20 protein-coding genes, 1 pseudogene and 1 riboswitch are annotated in these 25,282 nt (G+C 70.9%); of the genes and pseudogenes, 10 read left to right on the top strand and 11 right to left on the bottom strand.

Going from position 1 to position 25,282, the window contains the following annotated elements:
* Window positions 1–54: 54 nt before the first annotated feature.
* The 4 genes from OG965_RS28255 to OG965_RS28240 form a co-directional block, all read right to left on the bottom strand.
* Complete coding sequence (locus OG965_RS28255; protein WP_371654864.1) at window positions 55–1,053, bottom strand: ABC transporter permease; 999 nt, start codon at window positions 1,051–1,053, stop codon at window positions 55–57.
* Between the two features lie 371 nt (window positions 1,054–1,424).
* Complete coding sequence (locus OG965_RS28250) at window positions 1,425–2,222, bottom strand: enhanced serine sensitivity protein SseB C-terminal domain-containing protein (RefSeq protein WP_371654863.1); 798 nt, start codon at window positions 2,220–2,222, stop codon at window positions 1,425–1,427.
* Window positions 2,223–2,318: 96 nt separating this feature from the next.
* Window positions 2,319–3,080: an enhanced serine sensitivity protein SseB gene (locus OG965_RS28245; protein WP_371654862.1), complete on the bottom strand. Its 762-nt coding sequence runs from the start codon at window positions 3,078–3,080 to the stop codon at window positions 2,319–2,321.
* A 179-nt stretch (window positions 3,081–3,259) separates the two neighbouring features.
* Entirely contained in the window at window positions 3,260–3,889 is a 630-nt protein-coding gene (locus OG965_RS28240) for an AAA family ATPase (protein ID WP_371654861.1), read from the bottom strand.
* 129 nt (window positions 3,890–4,018) lie between these two features.
* Window positions 4,019–4,141: riboswitch (glycine riboswitch) on the top strand.
* Between the two features lie 143 nt (window positions 4,142–4,284).
* On the opposite strand from OG965_RS28240, the gene gcvT reads away from it, so the two are divergent.
* From gcvT to OG965_RS28220, 4 genes are all read left to right on the top strand, one after another.
* Window positions 4,285–5,397, top strand: a complete 1,113-nt coding sequence (gene gcvT, locus OG965_RS28235) for a glycine cleavage system aminomethyltransferase GcvT (protein WP_371654860.1) — start codon at window positions 4,285–4,287, stop codon at window positions 5,395–5,397.
* Between the two features lie 69 nt (window positions 5,398–5,466).
* Window positions 5,467–5,844 (top strand): glycine cleavage system protein GcvH, encoded by a 378-nt coding sequence (gcvH, locus tag OG965_RS28230; RefSeq protein WP_371654859.1) that lies wholly within the window; start codon window positions 5,467–5,469, stop codon window positions 5,842–5,844.
* A gap of 23 nt (window positions 5,845–5,867) precedes the next feature.
* On the top strand, window positions 5,868–7,127 hold the full coding sequence (glyA, locus tag OG965_RS28225) for a serine hydroxymethyltransferase (RefSeq protein WP_371654858.1): 1,260 nt from the start codon (window positions 5,868–5,870) through the stop codon (window positions 7,125–7,127).
* Between the two features lie 151 nt (window positions 7,128–7,278).
* Window positions 7,279–8,649, top strand: coding sequence for an L-serine ammonia-lyase (locus tag OG965_RS28220; RefSeq protein WP_371654857.1), 1,371 nt, complete (start codon window positions 7,279–7,281; stop codon window positions 8,647–8,649).
* Window positions 8,650–8,700: 51 nt separating this feature from the next.
* Here OG965_RS28220 and OG965_RS28215 read toward each other — a convergent pair whose 3' ends face one another.
* Window positions 8,701–8,913: an EF-hand domain-containing protein gene (locus OG965_RS28215; RefSeq protein WP_371654856.1), complete on the bottom strand. Its 213-nt coding sequence runs from the start codon at window positions 8,911–8,913 to the stop codon at window positions 8,701–8,703.
* 135 nt (window positions 8,914–9,048) lie between these two features.
* Between OG965_RS28215 and OG965_RS28210 the strand changes: the two are divergent.
* The 3 genes and pseudogenes from OG965_RS28210 to OG965_RS28200 all read left to right on the top strand — a co-directional run bounded on the left by OG965_RS28210 (window position 9,049) and on the right by OG965_RS28200 (window position 11,847).
* Window positions 9,049–9,718 (top strand): annotated as a pseudogene (locus OG965_RS28210) (GNAT family N-acetyltransferase).
* Between the two features lie 171 nt (window positions 9,719–9,889).
* The gene (locus OG965_RS28205) at window positions 9,890–10,609 is read left to right on the top strand and encodes a tRNA-dependent cyclodipeptide synthase (protein WP_371654855.1); all 720 of its coding nucleotides are present in this window, start codon (window positions 9,890–9,892) and stop codon (window positions 10,607–10,609) included.
* Window positions 10,606–11,847, top strand: a complete 1,242-nt coding sequence (locus OG965_RS28200) for a cytochrome P450 (RefSeq protein ID WP_371654854.1) — start codon at window positions 10,606–10,608, stop codon at window positions 11,845–11,847. The genes OG965_RS28205 and OG965_RS28200 overlap by 4 nt, the downstream gene beginning before the upstream one ends.
* Before the next feature lie 80 nt (window positions 11,848–11,927).
* On the opposite strand, the gene OG965_RS28195 is transcribed toward OG965_RS28200, so the two are convergent.
* The 6 genes from OG965_RS28195 to OG965_RS28170 form a co-directional block, all read right to left on the bottom strand.
* A complete protein-coding gene (locus tag OG965_RS28195) occupies window positions 11,928–13,109 on the bottom strand; it encodes a YncE family protein (protein ID WP_371654853.1) in 1,182 nt (393 codons plus the stop codon).
* The gene (locus OG965_RS28190; RefSeq protein WP_371654852.1) at window positions 13,109–13,918 is read right to left on the bottom strand and encodes a polysaccharide deacetylase family protein; all 810 of its coding nucleotides are present in this window, start codon (window positions 13,916–13,918) and stop codon (window positions 13,109–13,111) included. Before OG965_RS28190 ends, OG965_RS28195 begins: the two co-directional genes overlap by 1 nt.
* Before the next feature lie 409 nt (window positions 13,919–14,327).
* On the bottom strand, window positions 14,328–14,936 hold the full coding sequence (locus tag OG965_RS28185) for an ATP-binding protein (RefSeq protein WP_371657084.1): 609 nt from the start codon (window positions 14,934–14,936) through the stop codon (window positions 14,328–14,330).
* Window positions 14,937–15,084: 148 nt separating this feature from the next.
* Window positions 15,085–15,852 carry an enoyl-CoA hydratase/isomerase family protein gene (locus OG965_RS28180; RefSeq protein WP_371654851.1) on the bottom strand — a complete coding sequence of 256 codons (768 nt, stop codon included), beginning with the start codon at window positions 15,850–15,852 and terminating at the stop codon, window positions 15,085–15,087.
* Window positions 15,853–15,958: 106 nt separating this feature from the next.
* The gene (locus tag OG965_RS28175; protein WP_371654850.1) at window positions 15,959–17,215 is read right to left on the bottom strand and encodes an Ig-like domain-containing protein; all 1,257 of its coding nucleotides are present in this window, start codon (window positions 17,213–17,215) and stop codon (window positions 15,959–15,961) included.
* A gap of 225 nt (window positions 17,216–17,440) precedes the next feature.
* The gene (locus OG965_RS28170) at window positions 17,441–18,697 is read right to left on the bottom strand and encodes an Ig-like domain-containing protein (RefSeq protein ID WP_371654849.1); all 1,257 of its coding nucleotides are present in this window, start codon (window positions 18,695–18,697) and stop codon (window positions 17,441–17,443) included.
* Between the two features lie 141 nt (window positions 18,698–18,838).
* Between OG965_RS28170 and glgX the strand changes: the two genes are divergently transcribed.
* The 3 genes from glgX (at window position 18,839) to OG965_RS28155 (ending at window position 25,079) form a co-directional block, all read left to right on the top strand.
* Window positions 18,839–21,118, top strand: a complete 2,280-nt coding sequence (gene glgX / locus OG965_RS28165; protein WP_371654848.1) for a glycogen debranching protein GlgX — start codon at window positions 18,839–18,841, stop codon at window positions 21,116–21,118.
* Window positions 21,119–21,219: 101 nt separating this feature from the next.
* Entirely contained in the window at window positions 21,220–23,199 is a 1,980-nt protein-coding gene (locus OG965_RS28160; protein ID WP_371654847.1) for an ABC transporter ATP-binding protein, read from the top strand.
* A complete protein-coding gene (locus OG965_RS28155; protein ID WP_371654846.1) occupies window positions 23,196–25,079 on the top strand; it encodes an ABC transporter ATP-binding protein in 1,884 nt (627 codons plus the stop codon). Before OG965_RS28160 ends, OG965_RS28155 begins: the two co-directional genes overlap by 4 nt.
* The last annotated feature ends 203 nt before the right edge of the window (window positions 25,080–25,282 follow it).

Genomic DNA, 25,282 nt, shown 5'->3' with positions numbered 1-25,282 from the left:
CCCCTCTATGGATGGTTGCGGCAGATGTGTCGTTGTGTGGCAGGTGCCGCGTGCTTACTTTCCTCGCGGGTCGAGGGCGTCTCGCAGCCCGTCGCCCAGCAGGTTGAACGCCAGGACGGTGACGAAGATCGCCAGGCCCGGCACGATCATGTACTGCGGGTCCGCCTCATAGAGGTCGGTCGCAGTGGAGAGCATTCCGCCCCACGATGCCTGCGGCGGCGAGATGCCGACGCCGAGGAAGCTGAGGCCTGCCTCGAACAGGATGTTCGTGGGGATCAGGAGCGTCGCGTAGACCAGGATCGGTGCGACCAGGTTCGGCAGCAGCTCCCGGATCAGGATGAACGGACCGCGGGCGCCGAGGCTCTTGGCCGCCTCGACGAACTCGCGTTCGCGCAGGCTGAGCGTCTGGGCCCGGACGATACGCCCCATGTACGGCCAGCTGAAGAACCCGATCACGAAGATCAGCACGCTGATCCTCAGTGGCAGCCCGGTCAGCCCGAACGCCCCGTCCTGGAGGGACGCGGAGATCGAGATGGCGAAGAGCAGCAGCGGGAACGCCAGGAAGACGTCCATCGCCCGGCTGATCAGGGTGTCCGCCCAGCCTCCGTAGAAGCCGGCCGTGACGCCCATGATCACGCCGATGACCACGGAGAGCATGGTGGCGCCGCCCGCGACGAGCAGCGACACCCAGGAGCCCTCGATGATCCGGGACAGGATGTCGCGCCCGTACTGCGGGTCGACACCCAGTGGGTGCTCCCAGCTCATGCCGCCCCAAGCTCCCTTGGGTGCCAGCAGGGCCGGGTCGATCAGCTCCTGGTGGAACTCGTTCGGATCCATCCCGAACGCCCACTGGATCGGCTTGGAAAGAACGGCGAGCAGGATGAGCAGGACGACGACGACGCCACCGGCGACCGCGAGCTTGTCGCGCTTGAAGCGCGTCCAGGCGATCTGTCCGAGTGAACGGCCCTCGATCTGGCTCTGCTTGGCCCCCGTGAGTACTGCCTCCGGCGGCACCTCGGCAGCCGATCCGGTGGTCTCTAGCGGTGCGGTCACAGTGCCTCTGACCCCTCCCGGCCGGCGGATGGCCGGCCCGTACCAGCCGCTGTGGCGGCTTGTTCCATCAGGTGGTGCGGTGATCTGCGACGGGCCAACCGGCCCTTGTTAGCCGGGAGTCTTCAACGCGTTCGCGATCACCCGCCAGACCTGACGGTGAATGGTTGCCTAAACGTGATGCGGTCAGACGTCTTCCGTTATCCGGACGCGGTGATCGTCTGAGCGGATCAGTCGTGTACTAACCGACCAGATCGGTCATGTCACCCAACTGCCTTTATGAGCTGTCGAATTGGGTGAAGAAGTCCGGGCAACCGGGACAGGGGTGAATGAAGAGGGATTTGATACGTGTTGCGTAGGTGACGCGTGTGACGTCAGTATGCGCGCGGGGCGGCCGGGGGGTAGCCGTACCCGCCCGCGGGGGCCGCCGGGGCGGCGTGCGCCTCGCGGTCGTAGAAGGGGCGTCCGTTGGCGCGCAGCCACAGCCCGACCGGGTCGTACTCGTCGGACAGGGCGACCGTGGAGACCGGCAGCCCGTCGGGCACGGCTGCGACGGCCTGCTGCATCATCGCGCGCACCGCGTCGACGGACTGCGGCCCGGTGTCGTAGAGGTCGAGGCCGATGGCCAGATACGCCATGCCGAGCGCGGGCTGCACCCAGGCGCGGCGCAGCGCCCGGACGGCCGGGGTGCGGTGCGCGTGCTGGGTGAGCAGGGCGTAGAACTGCGGGATCTCCACGGCCGGTTCGGTGATCCGCAGCGGGCCCGCGGGCATCCGGTCGAGGCCGGTGGCGATCCGGCGCAGATCCGGCCAGGGGATGCCGACCCCGCCGCCGGGGGCGTGCGGGTTGAGCCAGATCCCGTACCGGTCGGGGTAGAGGGCGCGGGCGATGTCACGGCCGGTGACCATCTCGTGGTCCCGGTTCCAGCCACTGGCGGAGAGCTCCTGGGCGGAGGTCACACAGGGTGCGTACGCCACCCCGTCGACCTCCATGTTCCCGTACTGCGCGTCGGAGGCGCCGGGCCGGCCGTGCCAGAGCAGCATCCACAGCCGGCCGGACGAGGGGTCGGCGAGGGCGTGCAGCAGCGCCTCGTACGCGTCGTAGCGTCCGGGGGCCACCTGGCGCAGCATGTGCTCGACCTGCCCGGCCGCCGCGGTGCCTGACGCACTCACCCTGGGTCCCGCCCCTCTTCGTTCCCCCGCGCCGCCGGTGCACAGGCGTGCGGCCGTGGGGGTCTACGGATTATGAAACCAGCTTATGCGGGAGGACTAGGGGGTGGCCCGCGTGTAGAAGGGGCGCACGCGCTCCCGCATCCACTCGCCCACCGGGTCCTGGGCCACGTCGAGCAGCACCAGGTTCACCGGCCAGCCGACCGGGGCCCGGCCCAGCGCCCGGCCCAGCGCCTCCATGGGGGCGTTACGCCCGGCCCCGTCCCAGGTGGAGAACTCCACGCCGACGAAGAGCGTCGGGTCGTCGCCCTCGATGGAGGCGAGCGCACGGCGGGCGGTGCGCACCACGCCGGTGGCGTCGAACTCCTCGGCCGCGGCGGTCAGGAAGTCGACCGGGTCCTCCTGCCAGTCGGGCTCGAAGAGCCGCACCCGGGCGCCGGAGGCAGGCCCGTCGAGGGCGGTGCGCCCGGTGCGGCACAGCTCGGCCACGGCGGGCGGCGGCAGCGGTACGCCGACCGCGCCCTCCGGGTTCAGCGCGATGCCCAGCTGCGGCGGCAGCCCTCGGGCGAACTCCACGGCGGGGGCGACGGCGAACGACATGTGCGGGCCGACGCACTGGAGGAACTGCTGCTCGGAGCTGTAGACGGGGACGTAGGGGGAGCCGGCGATCTCCATGGTGGGGAGGTCGAGGTCGGCGCTGTCCCGGCTGCCGCCGTTGGGGAGGGGGATCCAGACGGGGTTGCGGCCGAGGACCTCTATCAGGCGGGGGCCCGCACCCGGGACGCCGAGCGAGGCGGCCAGCGCCTCCTCCAGCTCGTTGCCCGGCCAGCCTCCGCCGCCCTGGGGGTGCGGGAATTCCATGTGCCTGTCCTTTGTCTGCGTGCCGTCTTGGGCTGGTCGCGCCCGCGCGGCGGAGCCGCAAATGTCACAGCCCCGCGCCCCTAGGGGGTACGGCGGGTCGCGCCCCCGCGGCGGAGCCGCAAATGGCACAGCCCCGCGCCCCTGAAAACAGGGGGGTGTGGATCCCCCGTACCGAAACCTTAGCGGCGCGTAGCGCTCTCCCCGAAAGCGATTCGGCCCACGGTCTCCGCCGCCGTGCGGTCCAGCAGTACCGCCGACGCCACCCCCCGGGGCAGGCGGCCCTCCGCCACCGCCGCTATCAGCCGGGGCACCGCCCTGGCGTGGCGGGCGAAGGCGTACGAGGAGACCTTGCGGCCGCGGGCCACCTGGCCCGCCAGGGCCGTCTCCGGGGTGACGTCGAGGAGCACCAGGTGCAGTGAGCGGCCCTCCCGTGCCGCACCCTTCGCCAGCGACCAGCGCACCCAGGCGTGGGTGCCGCAGTCGTGGACGGCGAGGCCCCCGCCCGACCGCAGCGCCCGGTGCATCCGCAGGAAGTGGGCGACCCGCACCACCGGGCGGTACAGCGCGTACGGCACACCGCCCATCCTGGCCTCCCAGGCGCGGCGGGTGTCCTGCGAGTCGATGCCGACGCCGGTGACGGCCCGGCGCAGCAGAGTCGTCTTGCCGCTGCCGGGCAGGCCGGAGACCACCACCACGTCCCCCTCGGCGAACCGGAGCGTGTGCGGTGAGCGACCGTCCCGGCCGCGCAGGTCCCGTACCGCCGGAACCGGGACCTCCGCCTGCGCCGCCGCCGTCGTGTGAACCGTCATCGGTGCTCCCCCTGCCGGGTCGGACGACCCTTTCCCCATGCGCGTAAAAGGATGGTAATGAGACTCAGGTGATGTGATGCCCGGGGGAGGCGTGCAATGATGTGCGCGCCAAACTGCATACCGGCCGCTTGAATCCACGCGGGAGAGTCCCCAGCAGTTCCCCCAAGGCCCCAGAAGGCCGGGAGGATCGCGGGGCGCCGAAGGAGCAAGTCCCTCCCTTGAATCTCTCAGGCCCCGTACCGCGTGGATGAGGCAGATCTGAAAAGCGGGCCGCACGTTCTCAGACGGCGCGGCTCCACCCAAGGTGCAAGCCGGGTCTCCCGGCGAACCTCTCAGGTTCCGATGACAGATGGGGAGGATCGTCCTCGCCGTCATGCCCTGGGAGCCACACCCTCATGAGCAATCCCCGTCTCACCGCCCTTGACGCAACTCACCGTTCGCTGGGCGCGACCATGACCGACTTCGCCGGCTGGGACATGCCGCTGCGGTACGGCAGCGAGCGCGACGAGCACAACGCCGTCCGTACCCGGGCCGGTCTCTTCGACCTCTCCCACATGGGCGAGATCACCGTCACCGGCCCGGACTCCGTCAAGGCGCTGGACTACGCGCTGGTCGGCAACATGAGCACCATCGGCGTGGGCCGCGCCCGCTACACGATGATCTGCCAGGAGGACGGCGGCATCGTCGACGACCTGATCGTCTACCGCCTCGGCGAGGACGAGTACATGGTCGTCGCCAACGCCGGCAATGCCCAGATCGTGCTGGACGCGATCACCGAGCGCGCGGCCGCCTTCGACGCGGTCGTACGGGACGACCGGGACGCCTACGCCCTCCTCGCCATTCAGGGCCCCGAGTCCCCCGGCATCCTGAAGTCGCTCACCGACGCCGACCTGGACGGCCTGAAGTACTACGCGGGCCTGCCCGGCACCGTGGCCGGTGTCCCGGCGCTGATCGCCCGTACGGGCTACACCGGCGAGGACGGCTTCGAGCTCTTCGTGGCCCCGGCCGACGCCGAGCAGCTGTGGCGCGCGCTCACCGACGCGGGCAAGGACGCGGGCCTGGTGCCGTGCGGTCTGTCCTGCCGCGACACGCTGCGCCTGGAGGCGGGCATGCCGCTGTACGGGCACGAGCTGACCACCGCGCTCACCCCGTTCGACGCGGGGCTCGGCCGGGTCGTGAAGTTCGAGAAGGAGGGCGACTTCGTGGGCCGCAAGGCCCTGGAGGCCGCCGCCGAGCGCGCCGCCGCCAAGGCCCCGCGCAAGCTGGTCGGCCTGATCGCCGAGGGCCGCCGGGTGCCGCGCGCCGGATTCTCCGTGGTCACGGGGGGCGAGGTCGTCGGCGAGGTCACCTCGGGCGCCCCGTCGCCGACGCTGGGCAAGCCGATCGCCATGGCGTACGTGGACGCCGCGCACGCCGCACCGGGCACCTCCGGCGTCGGCGTCGACATTCGCGGTACGCATGAGCCGTACGAGGTCGTGGCGCTGCCGTTCTACAAGCGCCAGAAGTGACCCCTCGCACACGCACCGCAAGACTTCTCTGTTCACCACCACTCCCCCTCGTACAGGAGAATTCAGGTCATGAGCAACCCCCAGCAGCTGCGCTACAGCAAGGAGCACGAGTGGCTGTCGGGCGCCGAGGACGGCGTCTCGACGGTCGGCATCACGGAGCACGCGGCCAACGCGCTCGGTGACGTGGTGTTCGTCCAGCTCCCGGAGGTCGGTGACACGGTGACCGCGGGCGAGACCTGCGGCGAGCTGGAGTCGACCAAGTCGGTCAGCGACCTGTACTCCCCGGTCACGGGCGAGGTCGTCGCCGCCAACCAGGACGTCGTGGAGGACCCGTCGCTGGTGAACTCCGCCCCGTTCGAGGGTGGCTGGCTGTTCAAGGTGCGCGTCACGGACGAGCCGGGCGACCTGCTCTCCTCCGACGAGTACACCGCCTTCACCGCCGGCTGACCTACCACTCCAGGGATCTTCTGATGTCGCTTCTGAACCAGTCCCTCCATGAGCTGGACCCGGACGTCGCCGCCGCCGTCGACGCCGAGCTCCACCGTCAGCAGTCCACCCTCGAAATGATCGCCTCGGAGAACTTCGCTCCGGTCGCGGTCATGGAGGCCCAGGGCTCGGTCCTCACCAACAAGTACGCCGAGGGCTACCCGGGGCGCCGCTACTACGGCGGCTGCGAGCACGTCGACGTGGTCGAGCAGATCGCGATCGACCGCATCAAGGCGCTCTTCGGCGCCGAGCACGCCAACGTGCAGCCGCACTCGGGTGCCCAGGCGAACGCGGCCGCGATGTTCGCGCTGCTCAAGCCGGGCGACACGATCATGGGCCTGAACCTGGCCCACGGCGGTCACCTGACCCACGGCATGAAGATCAACTTCTCCGGCAAGCTCTACAACGTGGTCCCGTACCACGTCGACGAGACCGGACAGGTCGACATGGCCGAGGTCGAGCGCCTGGCCAAGGAGTCCAAGCCGCAGCTGATCGTGGCCGGCTGGTCCGCGTACCCGCGCCAGCTGGACTTCGCCGCGTTCCGCCGCATCGCGGACGAGGTCGGCGCATACCTGATGGTCGACATGGCCCACTTCGCGGGCCTGGTCGCCGCGGGTCTGCACCCCAACCCGGTGCCGCACGCCCACGTCGTGACCACCACCACGCACAAGACCCTCGGCGGTCCGCGCGGCGGTGTCATCCTGTCGACGCAGGAGCTCGCCAAGAAGATCAACTCGGCGGTCTTCCCCGGTCAGCAGGGCGGCCCGCTGGAGCACGTGATCGCGGCCAAGGCGGTCTCCTTCAAGGTGGCGGCCTCGCCCGAGTTCAAGGAGCGCCAGGAGCGCACCCTGGAGGGCGCCAGGATCATCGCCGAGCGCCTGATCCAGGACGACGTGACCGAGGTCGGCGTCTCGGTCCTGTCCGGCGGCACGGACGTCCACCTGGTCCTCGTGGACCTGCGGAACTCCGAGCTCGACGGCCAGCAGGCCGAGGACCGCCTCCACGAGGTCGGCATCACGGTCAACCGGAACGCCATCCCGAACGACCCGCGCCCCCCGATGGTCACCTCGGGCCTGCGGATCGGCACGCCGGCACTGGCCACCCGCGGCTTCGGCGCCGACGACTTCCGTGAGGTCGCCGACATCATCGCCGAGACCCTGAAGCCGGACTTCCAGAAGGAAGCTCTCGCCGCCCGGGTCTCCGCCCTGGCCGCGAAGCACCCGCTGTACCCCGGCCTGAAGTAGTTTCGTACCCTTTTATTCGTACGAACCTTCGGGGCACCGCGCACACTGGACAGTGAGTGCGGTGCCCCGAACCCTTGCACCGCCCGTTTTCCTGCTCTTCCGCACCACCCCGGCAGACAACGGCGTCTACCAACCCACAAGGAGTCCTCCCGTGGCCATCTCGGTCTTCGACCTGTTCTCGATCGGCATCGGCCCGTCCAGCTCCCACACGGTCGGCCCGATGCGCGCTGCCCGGATGTTCGCGCGGCGGCTGAAGAACGAGGGCCTGCTGGCCCACACCGCGGCGATACGCGCGGAGCTGTACGGCTCGCTCGGCGCCACCGGCCACGGCCACGGCACCCCCAAGGCGGTCCTGCTCGGCCTGGAGGGCAACTCGCCGCGCACGGTCGACGTGGAGAGCGCCGACGAGCAGGTCGAGCGGATCAAGTCGGACGGCCGGATCAACCTGCTCGGCGCCCACGAGATCCCCTTCGACTTCGACGAGGACCTGATCCTGCACCGCCGCAAGGCGCTGCCGTACCACGCCAACGGCATGACGATCTTCGCGTACGACAGCGAGGGCGCCCTGGTCCTGGAGAAGACGTACTACTCGGTAGGTGGCGGCTTCGTCGTGGACGAGGACGCGGTGGCGGGCGAGAACCCGATCGTGCCGGACGACACGGTCCTGAAGTACCCCTTCCGCACCGGTGACGAGCTCCTGCGCCTCGCCAAGGAGACGGGCCTGTCGATCTCCGCGATGATGCTGGAGAACGAGAAGGCCTGGCGCACCGAGGACGAGATCCGCACCGGTCTCCTGGAGATCTGGCGCGTGATGCAGGCGTGCGTCTCGCGCGGCATGTCCCGCGAGGGCATCCTGCCGGGCGGCCTCAAGGTCCGCCGCCGGGCCGCGACCACCGCCCGCCAGCTGCGCGCCGAGGGCAACCCGGACGCGCACGCGATGGAGTGGGCGACGCTGTACGCGATGGCGGTGAACGAGGAGAACGCGGCGGGCGGCCGCGTGGTCACCGCGCCCACCAACGGCGCCGCGGGCATCATCCCGGCCGTGCTGCACTACTACATGAACTTCGTGCCCGGCGCGGACGACGAGGGCGTGGTCCGCTTCATGCTCTCCGCGGGCGCCATCGGCATGCTGTTCAAGGAGAACGCCTCGATCTCCGGCGCCGAGGTCGGCTGCCAGGGCGAGGTCGGCTCCGCCTGCTCGATGGCCGCGGGCGCCCTCGCCGAGGTCCTCGGCGGCACCCCCGAGCAGGTCGAGAACGCCGCGGAGATCGGCATGGAGCACAACCTGGGACTGACCTGCGACCCGGTCGGCGGTCTGGTCCAGATCCCGTGCATCGAGCGCAACGGCATGGCAGCCGTGAAGGCCGTGACCGCCGCGAAGATGGCGATGCGCGGCGACGGCAGCCACAAGGTGTCCCTCGACAAGGTCATCAAGACCATGAAGGAGACGGGCGCCGACATGTCCGTGAAGTACAAGGAGACCGCACGCGGCGGTCTGGCCGTCAACATCATCGAGTGCTGACGGCTCCGTCCGCCGGGCCGCGTCACCGCGGCCCGGCGGACGGGCTCGGGGTCACTTGTTGAGGGACGCCCAGAACTCCTCGAAGGAGAGCTTGCCGTCGCTGTTGGCGTCCTTGGCCCGGATGATGGCCTGGGCCACGGTCTCGGTGACGTTGAAGTCGCCCAGCTGAGCCATGACCTGCTTGTACTCGGTCGCCGTCACCTCGCCGTTGCCGTCGACGTCGAGTCGCGCGAACGCCTTGCGGGCCTCTTCGATGTCCGCCACTGGGTCCACCCCTATCTTGGTGCGTTTTTGACGGGGGTCAGACTAACCGGCCCCGCGCCCTCCCCGTACGGCGCCCGGCCCCGCCCGTGGGCGATCATGGGGGCAGCAGAGATGGTCAGGAGAGGTGGCAGGGGCATGGGGCAGGAACTGGGCGACATACTGGCCGCCGCCGCACGCGGGCACTTCCCGCCCGCGGACGGGGCGACGACCGTCGTTCCCCAGCCGAACCCGCGCGACGCGGGCGTGCTCGCCTTCACCGCGCACTCGGTGGTCTTCCTGGACGAGGACCCGTGGGGGTCCCCCCTGCTCCTTAAGAGCTTGGGGGAGGATCCGCTCCACCCTGGCCGCGACCGACGCCGATCCGCTGGGCGCCTCGATGAATCCGGGATTCCTGGCCGCGCTGATGGCACGTACCGGCCGTCGGATGAACTGCGTCGACCTCCTCACCTGCGCACCCGCCCTGCCCGGTGAGCCGCCGCTCGCGCTGACGGAGCTGGCGGACCCCGACCACCCCCGGGTGGCGCGGGCGCTGAAGTTCCGCGACGAGGTGAGGGTGTGGGCGACGCACGGCGGGGTGCTGGTCCTCGGGCGGGGCGTGGCGGGCCGCTGGGAGGCGGCGATCGAGGTGGACGAGGGCGCGCGGGGGCGCGGTCTTGGCGTACGGCTGGCGCTGGCGGCGCGGCATCTGGCGCCGGAGCCGGTGGTCTGGGCGCAGCAGTCACCGGGCAACGCCCGCAGCGTACGGACGTTCCAGGCGGCGGGGTACCGCCCCGTCGGCTCGGAAGCGCTGCTGGTCGCGCACTGAGTCCTGCCGCCACCGCAAACATCGACTACGGCATTTCGAGGGGTCGAATTCCCGCCAAAAGCCCGGAACCCTCTTCCCTACGCTCCGCCACCGGGCGATAACTTCTTGCTGTCGCCGCCACACCGGGAGCACAGGGCTCCCAGGGACTCGCGGCGCTGGGGCGATTCAGGAGTGACTGCCACCACTGAAGCAACCACCACCTTTACCTTCCAGCCGTTCACCCGGAGCTGTCGTTTCATCTGGGACGAGGGCGACCACGTCCTCATCGGGGTGAGTCCGGGAAACAGCTATTTCAGCGCCGACCGCATCGCCGGTCTCGTCCGCTGGGCCTCCACCCGCTTCGACCGGGTCGACCTCGTCTACGCCGACCGCCATGTGGACCGGATGTTCGCGACGCTCGGCTACGACGACGAGCACGCGCGCAGGCGGGCCGCCAAGGAGCTGAAGGCGGTCCGCAGAAGGATCGTGCGGGGCGTCGAGGAGGCCGGCCGCCCCGGGCTCCCGGTCGGTGTGCACGCGCTCTCGGAGTTCGAGGGGAACCCGGTGTACGACCTGTTGCACCGCCGGGTGCGGCACTTCCTCGCGACCGACCGCGAATTCCGCACCGGCTGCGAGGAGATGGCCGCCGCGTTCCTGGCCGGGAAGGCCGACGGCGCCCCGGTGAGCCCGGCGCAGACCGCCGCCTGCCTCGACTACATCGCCGCCGAGCTCCCGTTCTTCCTCGACACCCCGGGAATCCTCCAGGTCCCGTCCTCGGTGTCCAGCTATCACGCGCTGATCCCGCTCACCGAACTCCTCTACGCCAAGGGCGGCGGTCTGCGCGCCTCCCGCAACCAGGCGTACGCGGTCGTGCGCCCGCAGGCCGTCCGCCCGGAAGGAGTCGCCGCATGAGCCGCACGAGCACCACCACCACGACCGCTGGCGCGACCGCCGGCACCACCGGCACCGGCCCGCTGCTCGGCTTCCCGCTCGGCCGGCGCGGCGATGTGCTCCCCGAGGAGTGCGCCGCCCTGCGCACCAGGGAGCCGGTGGCCCGGGTGCGCACCATGACCGGCGACACCGCCTGGCTGGTGAGCAGTTACGCGCTGGCCAAGCGGGTCCTGGAGGACGACCGGTTCAGCCTCAAGGACACCGCGGCCCCGGGCGCCCCGCGGCAGTACGCGCTGACGATCCCGCCCGAGGTCGTCAACAATATGGGGAACATCAACAGCGCCGGGCTGCGCGGCGCCGTGATGAAGGCGCTCAACCCGCGCACCGACGGCCTGCGGGAGTGGCTGCGGGAGCGGGCGGACGAGTTCATCGACGGGCTGCTCGCCGAGGGGCCGCCGGCGGACTTCCGGGCGGGGTTCGCCGACCCCTTCTCGGCGGCTCTGCACTGCAAGGTGGTCGGGGTGCCGTTCGCGGACTGGCGGCGGCTGATGAGCGGTCTGGACATCGCGTTCATGACCAGCCCGCACGCCTTCGACGGCTCCCGCCTCAACTGGTACAAGGACCTGGGGTACATGGTCGACCGGCTCAACGCGCCGGAGGACCGGCGCGCGGGTCTGCTCGGCCGCCTCGCGGAGCTGCGTACGGAGGAGGAGTCCGCGCACCTCACCGACGAGATGCTGGCGACGGTCGCGGTCTCGCTCTTCGGCGCGGGCGCCGTCTCCACGTCCGCGTTCCTGGTGCTCGCCGTGCTCGCGCTGCTCCAGCACCCGGAGCTGATCGAGTACTTGCGGGCGCGTCCGGACCGGATGGGCCGGGCGGTGGACGAGCTGCTGCGCTGGAACCTCTCCATCGGGGACGGCCTGCCGAGGCTGGCCACCGAGGACGCCCGGGTCGGTGACGTCCTGGTCAGGAAGGGCGAGTTGGTGCTCGTCCTGGTCGAGGGCGCCAACTTCGACCCTGAGGTCTTCACCGACCCCGACCGGCTCGACCTGGACCGCGAGGTCAACCCGCACCTCTCCTTCGGCGCGGGCAGCCACTTCTGCCCGGCCACGGGTCTGGGCCGGGCGCACGCGGAGATCGCGCTGACCGCGCTGGTGGAGCGGCTCCCGGGGCTGCGCCTGGCGGTGCCGCCGGAACAGCTGGTGTGGCGCACCGGCTTCATCAAGCGCCTGCCGGAACGGCTGCCGGTGCTGTGGTGAGACACGGCCGGTGAGACACGGCCGGTGAGACGCGGCTGCCCCCGGGGATGTCCTCCCCGGGGGCAGCGGTGCGTACGGACTCAGCGGAAGATACCGGTGTGGCCCAGCGAGTAGCGGCCCGGCTGCGGGTAGACCGCGAGGCCGTGCGGGCCCGAGCCGACCGGGATGCGGGCGAGCTCCCGGCCGGTGGTGGTGTCGATCGCGTACACCTCGGCGTCGTAACGGCCGGACAGCCACAGGACCTTGCCGTCCGCCGAGACCCCGCCCATGTCGGGGCTGCCCCCGTCCGGCAGCTGCCACTTCTTGGTCAGCTTGTTCTGGGCGAAGTCGAAGATGGAGATGGTGCCCTCGCCCCGGTTGGAGATGTACATCTCCTTGGAGTCGCGGCTGACGTACAGGCCGTGGCAGCCCTTGCCGGTGGGCAGCAGCGTCGGCGTGCTGAACCGGTCGCCGTCCAGGACCCACATGCCGTGGGCCATCATGTCTGCGATGTAGAAGGTCTTGCCGTCCGGGGACATCTTCACGTCCTGCGGCATCGCCCCCTCGAACGGCAGCTTCTGATGGGCGATGACCTGCATCTTCGCCGTGTCGACCTTGAGCAGCTCGCCGGAGAACTCACAGGAGACGATGAAGTAGCGGCCGTCCATGGAGAAGTCGGCGTGGTTGACGCCCGCGCAGTGGACCGGGACGGTCTTGACCCGGTTCATGTTGACGGGCTCGCGGAACACCAGCTCGCGGTCCATCGACGCCATCACGACGGCGTACTTGCCGTCGGGCGTGAAGTAGAGGTTGTACGGGTCGGAGACCTGGACCGTGCGGCCCGTCTTGCCGGTCGCCGGGTCGATGGCGGTGAGGCTGTCCCCCAGGTCGTTGTTGACCCACAGGGTCTTCATGTCCCAGGAGGGGACGACGTGTTGGGGCTGGTGCCCGACCGGGATGGTCTCGATGACCTTGTACGTCTTGGGGTCGATCACCGACACCGTGTTGGAGTTGGTGTTGGGCACATAGACGCGTTCGAGGAAGTTCTTCACGGCCGGCTGGAGCGCATTGGGGCGGTCAGCGGCGTACGCGTCCTTGGGGTCCAGGACCGGCGGCATCCCGGGCAGGCCCTGCGGCACGGCCTTCTTCGGCACGGGCTGCGCGGCGCCCTTGGTGCCCAGGGCCTCGTTCCCTCCCTTGTCCGCGGACGAGCCGCAGCCGGCGAGCGCGGCGAGCAGGAGGCCGCACAGCAGCGCGGCGGTCCTCTTGGTGGGGGTCGGCATCAGGTCAGCAACTCCGTGGTGGTCACCGCGCGCAGTCCGCGGCGGTCGAGGTCGGCGAGGAGGGCCGGCAGCGCGGCGACCGTGTCCGCGTAGCCGAAGTGCAGACTCACCACGGATCCGTTGCGGATCCGCCCGATGACATTGCGCGTCACGGCCGAGGCGCCGGGCGAGGTGAAGTCGAGCGAGTCGACGTCGTACGAGAGGACGTGCGGGTACCCCGCCCGCCGGGCCAGTCTCTGAACGAGCGGCGTCGCGTACTGGGTACGGGAGGGCCGGAACCAGGTCCCGATGGAGCCGGTGATCCGGCGCAGCCGGTCCGCGCAGCCGGTGATCTCGGCGTACGCGTCCCGCTCCGCGAGCGCGGAGATGTCGATGTGGCGCTGGGTGTGGTTGCCGAGGTCGTGGCCGCCGTCGAGGATGCGGCGGGCCATCTGCGGGTGTTCGTCGAGCCAGCTTCCGACGGCGAGCACGGTCACCTTGGCACCGGCCCGCTCGGCCTCGGCGAGGACGGCGGTGGCCTCCTTGGGGTCGCCCTGGCCGTGGAAGGTGAGCGCGATCTGCGGCCGGTCGCGGGGGCCGTTCGCGATCTGGGCCGGCTGCGCCGGGAAGGCGCGGGGGACCGGGGCGGCGCGGGTGGTCCCGGGGCGGGCGGAGGCGGGGGACCCGGTGGGCGTCGCTGCGGCGGGCGGCGGTCCGGCGCCGCCCTCGTCGTCCGTGCAGCCGGCCGCGAGGGCCCCCACGACGGCCGCCCCCGCCCCGGCACGCAGTGCGCTGCGGCGGTCGACCCCACGGGGAGATGGATTGAGCACATGGACATTTAAGTGCGCCGACGGGCGGAAGGTAATGATTGACCCATTTCAGGACCTTTGCGGGTCGCCGGGACGCGCCATTCGCCCGACGACCCGGTTCACTGAATCACTCAGCGATGCCCATACTTATTCACCATTTACAAGGCCCGTGCTCTAGCTCACCTACGATTCACAGCTAAACTGTGAGGGTATGGGGAAGTTTGTCCGAGTAAGGACTTTTGGCGTGAAGGCCCCCCGTCTGCCATAGTCGGGGACACGACCCCTCATTGACCCGAGCTCGGTCGTCTTCAGTCGCCGTGGATCACACCCCCTTCGATCCGCGGCGGCGCTCCGCAGAAGCCCCCGCAGGCAGGCCGCATCCGGCAGGCACGGGGGCTTCGGCGTACTCAAGGCCGCCCTCAAGGCCGCTCTAGCGGTCGGCGACCCGCATCTCGAACCAGGTGGTCTTGCCGCGCGGCAGCAGGTCCACGCCCCAGCGGTCGGAGAGCTTGTCGACGAGGAAGAGCCCGCGCCCGCTGGTGTCCATCTCGTGGACCGGCATCAGACAGGGCAGCCCGCGCGAGGGGTCGCGCACCTCGATCCTGATCCAGCCCCGGCGCCGCATCATCCGCAGCCCGAAGGCGCGGGCACCGGTGTGCCGTACCGCGTTGCCGACCAGTTCGGAGACGAGCAGGATCGCCTGCTCGGCGAGGGCCGGGGAGAGCGCCCACTGGCGCAGTATCACGCACTGGGTGAGCCGGCGTGCGGTCGCCGCGGACTCGGGCCGGGACGGCAGCCGCACCTCTTGGTCCGTCGGGTTGCCGAACAACTCCAGTGCCTTGAGCGCCCGTTCGTCCTCGACGGCCGGCGTCCACCGAGCCGCGGTCGCGCTGCCGCGCTGCCGCGGTTGTTCCACACCATCCAGCCCCGCCATGCCCCCATCATGGCCGCCCGGAGCCGCCTCCGGGGCCGTTCCCGGGGAAAACGGCCCCCGGAACCAGAGGTTCCGGGGAGCTCGTTCAGCATATGCCGAGGGCAGCGGATCACGCCCGCACCGCCCACGAGCTGCGATGACGGGCCGCGATCAGCTGATCACCAAGCGTTCGTAACCCGTCGTACTTAAGACTCCTTTAAGGCCAGGCTAATCCACCCGCAGGGTGTACGACCGGCCTCCAACCGCGCGCGGCTCAGAGGAACTTGGCCTTGCCCGGGCCCTCCTCGACGAAGCTGCGCATCCCGCGCTCGCGGTCCTCGGTCGCGAACAGGCCCGCGAACCAGTTCCGTTCGATGGCGAGCCCGGTCTCGATGTCCGTCTCCAGACCCGCGTCGATGGACTCCTTGGCGGCGCGCAGCGCGAGCGCCGGGCCCTGGGCGAGCTTCGCCGCCCAGGCGTGCGCCTCCTCGTACACCTTCTCCGCCGCGACCACCCGGTCCACCAGACCGAGCGTCAGCGCCTCGTCGGCCCTGACCATCCGGCCGGTGAAGATGAGGTCCTTGGCCTTGGCCGGGCCGATCAGCCGGGACAGCCGCTGGGTGCCGCCCGCGCCCGGGATCAGGCCGAGCAGGATCTCGGGCTGGCCCAGCTTGGCGTTGTCGGCGGCGATCCGGATGTCGGCGCAGAGCGCGAGCTCGCAGCCGCCGCCCAGCGCGTACCCGGTGACGGCGGCGACGACGGGCTTGGGGATGCGCGCGACGGCGGTGAACGACTCCTGGAGCGCCCGGGACCGCACCACCATCGCGGTGTGGTCCATCGCCTGCATCTCCTTGATGTCCGCGCCCGCCGCGAACACCTTCTCGCCGCCGTAGATCACCACGGCGCGCACGTCGTCGCGGCGGGTCGCCTCCTCGGCGAGCTCGCGCAGCCGGTCCTGGATCGCGATGTCCAGGGCGTTCATCGGGGGGCGGTCCAGGCGGAGGGTGCCGACGCCTTCGGAGACTTCGAGGGTCACAGTCATGGCAGCAGGTTAGTTGCCGTCAACGGCGACGGACCCGGTGCTGTGCGTCACAGCGGCCGGGTCCGTCCCCTTCGGATCTCTTCAGGCGCGTCTCTTCAGGCGCGTCCTACTTCGTCCACTCCGCCCAGGACATGTTCCAGCCGTTCAGGCCGTTGTCCGGCTGGATCTGCTTGTCCTTGGAGTTCTTCACGATGACCACGTCACCGATGAGCGAGCGGTCGTAGAACCAGGCCGCCGGGGTCGAGGAGTCGCCCGCGCCGCGCGCGTCCCGCAGACCCACGCAGCCGTGGCTGGTGTTGGTGTTGCCGAACACCGACGGGTCGCCCCAGTAGTTGCCGTGGAGGAAGGTGCCCGAGCTGGACAGGCGCATCGCGTGCGGCACGTCCTTGATGTCGTACTCGCCGCCGAAGCCCACGGTGGCGCCGTTCATCCGGGTCACCTGGTACTTCTCGCTGATCACCATCTGACCGTTGTACGTGGTGTTCTGCGGGGAGCCCGCGCTGATCGGGATGGTCTTGAGCGTCTTGCTGTCGCGCACGACGGTCATGGTGTGGGCGGCCGCGTCGACCGTGGACACCTGCGAGCGGCCGACGGTGAACTTCACCGTACGGGTCTGCTTGCCGTAGACGCCGGGGCGGCCCTCGACGCCGTCGAGGTTGAACTTGACGGTCACCTTGGTGCCCGCCGCCCAGTACTTCTCCGGGCGGAAGTCCAGGCGGTCGTTGCCGAACCAGTGGCCCTCGACCGGCACCGACGGCTCGGCCGTCACCTTGATGGCCTTCTCGACGGCCTGCGGGTTGGTGATGCCGCGGCTGAAGTTGATCGACACCGGCATGCCGACTCCGACGGTGTCGCCGTCCTCGGGGGCGTAGGTGCCGATGAAGGTGTTCTTGGGGACGAGCGTGGTGAAGGTCGTGTCCTTGGCGGACTCGCGGCCCTGGTCGTCCTTGGCGATCGCGTGGACCTTGTACTTGGTGGCGGAGGCGAGGTGCTGGTCCGGGGCCCAGGCGGCGCCGTCGGCGGAGATCTTCCCGGCCACCGCGTTGCCCTTGGTGTCCGCGACCGCGACGGCGGTGAGCTTGCCCTGGGTCGCGGAGATCTTCAGCGCGCCGCTCGTCGCCACGTCGCCGGCGCCGTCCTTGGGCGCGACGGTCACGACCGCGGCCGAGGCCTTGGTGTCCTCGGCGGCCTTGCCGGCGCCGCCCTTGCCCTTGCCGTCACCGCCGCCGGCGGAGTCGTCGCCGCCACCGCAGGCGGAGACCAGCAGGAGCAGCGCCCCCAGCAGCAGAGCCAGCAGACCCGGCGTGCCGCGCCGCCGTCCCGCCGCCCTGTTCGGAGCCCCCGATATGTGCTGCCCGTTCACGACAGTTCTCTCCCCTCGCACGGCCTGGATCAAGCCACGGCCCGTACTGAAAAACACCCCCGCGCGCATCCTGCGCGCACACGATTGCCTAGGTAATCACACCGGACGCACACGCACCGCCACGCGAATGTCACCGTTCAGTGCCAATAGTCCCGTGCGTTCGCTGTGGCGACATCACGACGTCACCGGGGGTGGGTACGGGCCGGGCCGGCCGGCGAGGGTGGGTCAGAGGGCCGAGCCCGCCCTCCACTTCACCCAGCCGAGGTTCCAGCCACCGAGCCCGTTGTCGGGCGCGACCGTTTTGTCACGGGAGTTGATGACTTCCACCACGTCCCCGACGAGCGTGCGGTCGAAGAACCAGCCCGCCGGGGTGTCCGGGCTGCCGCCCTTCACATCGCGCAGGCCCACACAGCCGTGGCTGGTGTTGCTGGAGCCGAAGGTGCCCGACGTCGCCCAGTAGTTGCCGTGCAGGAAGGTCCCGGAGGCGGTCAGCCGGATGGCGTGCGGCACGTCGGGGATGTCGTACTCCCCGCCGAAGCCGACCGTACGGCTGTTCATCCGGGTCACGTCGAACATCTCGGTGACGACCATCTTGCCGTTGTACGTGGTGTTCTTGGGCGACCCCGCCGAGATCGGCACCGTACTGACCAGCTCGCCGCCCCGGCGCACCTCCATCGTGTGCGCGTCGGCGTCCACCAGGGACTCCTGGTCGCGCCCGATGGTGAAGCCGACCCGCTTCTCCTGGATGCCGTAGACCCCCGGGGCGCCGGGGACGTCGCGCAGCCGCATGTCCACGGTGACCTTGGTGCCCGGCTTCCAGTACTCCCTGGGCCGGAAGTCCAGGCGCTCCTTGCCGAACCAGTGGCCCACCACCTCGACGGCCGGATTCGAGGTGACCCTGATGGCGCGCTCCACGGCCGCCCGGTTCTCGATCGCCTGGTTGAAGTTGAACGAGACGATCATGCCGACGCCGACCGTCGAGCGGTTCTCCGGTTTGAAGTAGCCGATGAACCGGTGCTCGGGCACCAGCGTGGTGAAGCTGGTGTGCCGGGCCTGGCGGTGGCCGTGGCCGTCGAGCGCCACCGCGTCCACCGTGTACTTGGCGGCCAGTTCGAGCCGCTCCGCCGCGCCCCGGGTCGGCTCCCAGGAGAGCCCGTCCTCGCTGATCCGGCCCGGCACCTCCTCGGGCTGCGCGTCCTCGGCCTTCATCACCCTGACCCGCTCCAGGCGCCCGCCGGGCACCCGCACTCCGATCCTCCCGTCCGCCTTGACACCCTTGGCCCCGTCGTCGGGGGTCACCAGGATCACGTCCCGGGGCGACTGTGCCTTGCCCGCGACGACGTCCTTGACCCCGTCGACCCCGCCGATGTCCAGATGGTCCCCGCTGCACCCGGCCAGCCCGGCCACCAGGGCCGCCGTCAGTCCCACCCATGTCAGGGCGGCCGCGGTGCTCGCCCCTGCCCGCTTCAGTACGAATCTCACGACGGGTCAACGACCGCGCCCCGCCGGGGGAAACGTGAGTACGAGCCGGGTAACGGGAAGAAAGCCTGCGAGGACACGCGTGGGGAGCAGCGGCCGGGACGCCGCGCTCCGTCCAGGCGCCGAGCCGCGGGAGGCCGAGGGGTGTCGAGCGCAGCAGAGCAGGAGGCAGAGCGGGCGGTGGGGCGACCGGCTCCGCACGGGGAAGGGCACCGGGAACTGAACGGCCATCACGGCCGGCGGGGCAGCCCCGGCGGGCTGCGGCCACAGGTCTGGCCGGGTGCGCCTACCCCGCTGGGGGCCCGGTTCCGGGTGGGGCCGGACGGGGTGGCGGGCACCAACTTCGCACTGTGGGCGGGCGGGGCGGAGTCGGTGGAGCTGTGCCTGTTCGACGCGGCGGGCACCGAGACCCGGCTCGCCCTGGTCGAGCTCACCCATGAGATCTGGCACGGCTTCGTGCCGGGCGTACGGCCGGGGCAGCGGTACGGCTACCGGGTGCACGGCCGCTGGGATCCCTGGACGGGGGCCCGCTGGAACCCGTCGAAGCTGCTGCTCGACCCGTACGCGCGGGCGGTCGACGGCTCCATAGGAGATGGACACAGCGCGCTGCCGCCGCAGGTGTACGGGCATGTGCGCGACTGGCCGCAGCAGCAGGTGGCCGACACCGTCCGCGACGACCGGGACTCGGCGCCGTTCGTCCCCAAGAGTGTCGTCGTCCACGATGACGACGACTGGTCGGACGACCGCCGCCCGAAGACGCCATGGGCCGACTCGGTCATCTACGAGCTGCACGTGCGCGGCTTCACCAAACTGCACCCCGGGATCCCGGAGGAGCTGCGCGGCACGTACGCGGGACTCGCGCACCCGGCGGCGCTCGACCATCTCGTACGCCTGGGGGTGACGGCGGTCGAACTGCTGCCGGTGCACCAGTTCGCCCACGAGGACCATCTGCTGCGCCGGGGCCTGCGCAACTACTGGGGCTACAACTCGATCGGCTACTTCGCGCCGCACGCGGCGTACTCGGCCTCCGGGACGGCGGGCCAGCAGGTCGGCGAGTTCAAACGGATGGTGCGGGCGCTGCACGCGGCGGGCATCGAGGTCATCCTCGACGTGGTCTACAACCACACGGCGGAGGCGGGCGAGCGCGGCCCGACGCTGTCGCTGCGCGGCATCGACAACAAGGGGTACTACCGCCTCCAGTCGGACGCGCGCCGGTACGCGGACTACTCGGGCTGCGGCAACACGCTGCACGTGGTGCAGCCCCAGGTGCTGCGGCTGATCACGGACTCGCTGCGGTACTGGGTGACGGAGATGGGGGTGGACGGCTTCCGCTTCGACCTGGCGGCGGCGCTCGCCCGCTCGATGCACGACGTCGACATGCTCTCCCCCTTCCTGGCCGTCATCGCCCAGGACCCGGTGCTGCGCCGGGTCAAGCTGATCGCGGAGCCGTGGGACGTGGGACGCGGCGGGTACCAGGTCGGTGCCTTCCCGCCGCTGTGGACGGAGTGGAACGACCGCTACCGGGGCGCGGTACGGGACTTCTGGCGCGGCGCGCTGCCCGATGTGCGCGACCTGGGCTACCGCCTTTCGGGGTCGAGCGACCTGTACGCGTGGGGCGGCCGCCGCCCGTACGCGTCGATCAACTTCGTCACGGCCCACGACGGCTTCACCCTGCGCGACCTGGTCTCGTACGAGCACAAACACAACGAGGCGAACGGGGAGGGCAACCGGGACGGGACGGACGACAACCGGTCCTGGAACTGCGGGGTGGAGGGCGAGACGGAGGACCCCCGGGTCAACGCCCTGCGCCGCCGCCAGCTGCGCAACCTGCTGACGACGCTCCTGGTCTCCACCGGGGTGCCGATGCTGGTGGCCGGGGACGAGATGGGGCGCACCCAGGGCGGCAACAACAACGCGTACTGCCAGGACGGCGAGGTGGGGTGGATCGACTGGTCCCTCCTGGAACAGCCGGGCCCCCGCGGGCTGCTCGAACTGGCGCGGCGCCTCGTCGCCCTGCGCCACCGCCACCCGGTGCTGCGCCGCCGCGCGTTCTTCTCCGGCCGCGCGCAGGGGGCGGACGGGCTGCGGGACCTGGCGTGGTTCACCGCGCGCGGGGAGGAGATGACCGAGCGGGACTGGTACGCGCCGACGGCCACGCTCGGCCTCTACCTGTCGGGCCGCGACATCCCCGGCCGGGACGCCCGGGGCGCCCCCGTGGTGGACGACAGCTTCCTGATCGTCCTGCACGCGGGCAGCCGCCCGACGGGGTTCGTGGTGCCGGGGGCGCCGTGGGCGGAGGGGTACGAGGTGCTGGTGGACACGTCCGGAGAGGACCAGGCGGGGGTGCCGGGGCGGGTGCACCGGGGTGGGACGGAGGTGGGGGTGGGAGCGCGGTCGGTACAAGTGCTGCGAGTGACGGGGTGAGTCGAGGTCATCAAACGAACGGTCGATACGGGGTACGACCTTGGTCCCGGGTCAAAAAGCCGGTGGGCGTTGTCGGTGGCGAAGTTTAGGCTCGATGATTGATGCCAGACATACATGCACCCACCAAGAACCAGTCGACGGTCCGTACGCTGCTGAGGCTCTGGCCGTACGTACGACCCGTCCGAACTCGCCTGTTCAGCGCGGCGTCGGTCGCGGTCCTCGCGTCCTGCCTCGGGCTGGTGATCCCGCTCGTACTGAAGTGGATCGTCGACGGCCCGGTCAGCGACGGCGACCCCGGCGGGGTCTGGCTGGGGGCGCTCGTCCTGCTGCTGCTCGGGGTGGCGGAGGCGCTCCTCTTCGGCCTGCGGCGATGGCTGGTGGCGCGGCCGCTCGCGGGGGTGGAGGCGGCGATGCGGGCGGATCTCTACCGGCATGTGCAACGGCTGCCGGTGTCCTTCCACGACCGGTGGCCGTCGGGCCAGTTGCTGTCGCGGGGGACGACGGATCTGAGCCTGGTACGGATGTTCCTGGCGTTCCCCCTGACGTTCTTGCTGGTCAACGCGGTGACCATCCTGGTGGGCTTCGTCATCCTGCTGTCGCAGGAGTGGACGCTGGGGCTGGTCCTGATCATTCCCGTGGTGCCGCTGGTGGCGCTGTGTTCGCTCTTCGAGTCGCGCTACTCGGTGGCGGCGCGGCGGGCACAGGACCAGGTGGGCGATCTGACGACGCTGGTCGAGGAGAGCGTGCTCGGCATCCGGATCATCAAGGGGTTCGGGCGCCATCGCAGCCAGGCGCGGGCGTTCGGGGAGCTGGCGCGGGGGCTGCGGGGCACCGAGCTGCACAAGGCTCGGCTGCTCGCGGCGCTGTGGGGCGTGATCACGGCGATACCCGAACTCGCCATCGGGGCGGCGCTGGTGCTGGGGACCGTGCGGGTGGCCGACGGTGACCTGTCGGCCGGGACGCTGGTGGCGTTCCTGTCCACGGCGCTGGCGCTGCGGTGGCCGGTGGACTCGATCGGGTTCCTGCTGGCGATGAGCCAGGAGGCGGGGACGGCGACAGAGCGGTTCTTCGAGGTCCTGGACGAGAGCCCCCACCCCGCCCCTTCCCTAAACCCTCCGGGGGTGGGTGGGGGTAAGGGCGGTCTCCCGGGGGCTACGCCCCCGGACCCCGAGCGGGGCCTGCGGCCCCTGCACCCCGCTTCGGGGCTCCGCCCCGGACCCCGCTCCTCAAACGCCGGAGGGGCTGATTTTCCCGCCGCCGGGGCTGGATTTGGCCACGCCCCCGACCCCCTTAGGGGCGCGGGGAACTGCGCGACCAGCCCCCACCCACCCGCAGACGAACACGGCATCAGATTCCACCACGTCGCCTTCCGCTACCCCGACGCCCCCGCCGACAGCCCGCCCCTCCTCTCCGAGATCGATCTCCACATCCGGAGCGGCGAGACCATGGCCATCGTGGGCGGGACCGGGTCCGGGAAGACGACGCTCACCGCGCTCGTGCCTCGGCTGTACGACGCGACCGGTGGGCGCATCACCCTCGACGGGGTCGATATCGCCACCATGCCCCGCGAGCGGCTCCGCGAGCTCGTCGCCGTGGCGTTCGAGGAACCCACGCTCTTCTCCGCCTCCGTGGGCGAGAACGTCCTGATGGGCGGCGGCGGGCCCGAGGACCTCGACCGCGCCCTGGACGTCGCGCAGGCCGGATTCGTACGGGAGCTCCCGTACGGCGTCGACACCCAGGTCGGCGAGCAGGGGCTCAGCCTCTCCGGCGGGCAGCGCCAGCGGCTCGCTCTCGCGCGGGCGGTCGTCGGGCGGCCCAGGTTCCTGGTGCTCGACGACCCGCTCTCCGCGCTCGACGTACACACCGAGGCCCGCGTCGAGGCGGCCCTGCGCGACGTCCTGCGCGAGACCACCGCGCTGGTCGTCGCCCACCGCCCGTCGACGGTGATGCTCGCCGACCGGGTCGCGCTGCTCTCCGGCGGCCGAGTCGCCGCCGTCGGCACCCATCAGGAACTGCTGCGCAGCAACGCCGAGTACGCCTGGCTGATGTCCGGCGCGGGGGATCAGGGGGAGGACCGATGACGACCACCATGGGTGCGGAGCGCCAGGCCGATCCGGAGGAGCCGGAGGGGTCAGAGGGGCCAAAGGGGACCGAGGGGCCGCCACCGGCCGGCGATCCCTTCGATCGCGACGCCCTCCCCTCCCCCGCCGGCGCCACCCGCGCCCTCCTCTTCGACCTGTTGCGCCCCATGCGGCGGCGCGTCGTCGTCACCGCGCTGCTCATCCTGTTGCAGCAGGCCGCCGTGCAGGCGGGGCCGATGCTCGTCGCATACGCCATCGACCGGGGTGTGCCCGCGTTTCGCGAGCACGAATACGGACCCCTCATAGCCGTCGGCTCCGGGTACCTCGTCTGCGCCCTCGGGGCCGGGCTGCTCCAGTACGCGTTCATCAGCGCCTCCACCCGTGTCGGCCAGGACGTGCTGCTCGATCTGCGCGGGCGGATCTTCCGGCACGCGCAGGCGCTGAGCGTGGACTTCCACGAGCGGTACACCTCGGGCCGGCTCATCTCCCGTTCCACCTCCGACGTGGAGTCGCTGCGCGAACTCTTCAACGAGGGGCTCCAGGAGCTCATCGGCGTCGTGCTCTCCGCCGTGTACATCTGCGCGATGCTGCTCTGGCTCGACTGGGGCATCGGCGCGCTCGCCGTCGCCTCGTACGCGCCGCTGCATCTGCTGATCCGCCGCTACCGGCGCCGGGCTTCGCGCGCGTTCGACGCCCGCTCGACGGCGATCGCGGCCGTGATCGTCAAGTTCGCGGAGACCCTCAACGGCATCCGGCCGGTCCAGGCGTTCCGCCGCGAGCGCGCCAACGACGAGGAGTTCCACAAGCTCAACCACCACCACGAGCGCACCAACGGCGACGCGATCCTCGAAATGGCCCAGTACGTGGTGGGTTCGCGTCTGGTGGCCAACACCGCCGTCGCCGCGATGGTGCTGTGGGGTGCCTCCCGGGTCGCCGACGGCACCCTCGCGCTGGGCGTGCTCGCCGCCGCCGTGCTGTATCTGCGGCGGCTGTACGACCCGATCGACCGGCTCGGGATGTTCCTCAACTCGTACGAGGCGGCCGTCTCGTCCCTCGGGAAGATCGCCGGGCTGCTCGCCCAGACGCCGACCGTGCCCGAGCCCGAGCGGCCGGTGCCGCTGCCGGAGCGTTCCGGTGAACTCCCGGGGCGGCGCGTCGAGTTCGACGGCGTCGGCTTCTCGTACCGTACGGGCGGCGAGGTCCTCCCCCGCTTCGACCTGACGATCCCGGCCGGGCAGACCGTGGCCGTGGTCGGCTCGACCGGCGCCGGCAAGTCCACCCTCGCCAAGCTGCTGGCCCGCTTCTACGATCCTTCCACAGGCCGGGTCCTGCTGGACGGCGTCGATCTGCGCGAGCTGGCCGTGCCCGAGCTGCGGCGCGGGGTCGTGATGGTCACCCAGGAGGCGTTCCTCTTCTCCGGTACGGTCGCCGACAACATCGCCATCGGCCGCCCCGAGGCGACCCGCGAGGAGATCGAGCGGGCCGCGAAGGCGATCGGCGCGCACGACTTCATCGTCCGGCTGCCGGACGGCTACGACACGGACGTGCGCAAGCGCGGCGGGCGCATCTCGGCGGGCCAGCGCCAGCTGGTCGCCTTCGCCCGCGCGCTGCTCGCGGACCCGGCGGTGCTGATCCTCGACGAGGCGACCTCGTCCCTGGACATCCCGGGCGAGCGGGCGGTGCAGCGCGCGATGCATACGGTGCTGCACGGCCGTACCGCCGTCGTCATCGCCCACCGGCTGTCGACCGTGGAGATCGCGGACCGGGTGCTGGTGATGGAGCACGGGCGCGTCGTCGAGGACGGCTCGCCCGCCGAACTCATCGCGGGAACCGGCCGGTTCGCGGATCTTCACCGGGCGTGGCGGGAGAGCCTGGCGTAGCCGGAAGGAGCCCGGAAGGGGCGGGGCGGCGGGAACCGGATCGCCGCCGCATCCGTCCCACTGTCCGCCTGGCGGACGCCGTCCGGGCTCCGCGGCGACAAGTGCGGAGTCGCATTGCGGCCATTGTCGAAAGCGGTTTCCGCGACCGTTTGGAACGCCTTTCGTGCTGGTCGGGCAGGGTGCGTATCCGGACACTCCCGTCG

Origin of the sequence: Streptomyces sp. NBC_00224 (assembly GCF_041435195.1) — a bacterium.
In the GTDB taxonomy this organism is placed as follows: domain Bacteria; phylum Actinomycetota; class Actinomycetes; order Streptomycetales; family Streptomycetaceae; genus Streptomyces.
Note: the sequence above shows the minus strand (reverse complement) of the source record. Positions and strands in the feature narration are given on the sequence as shown.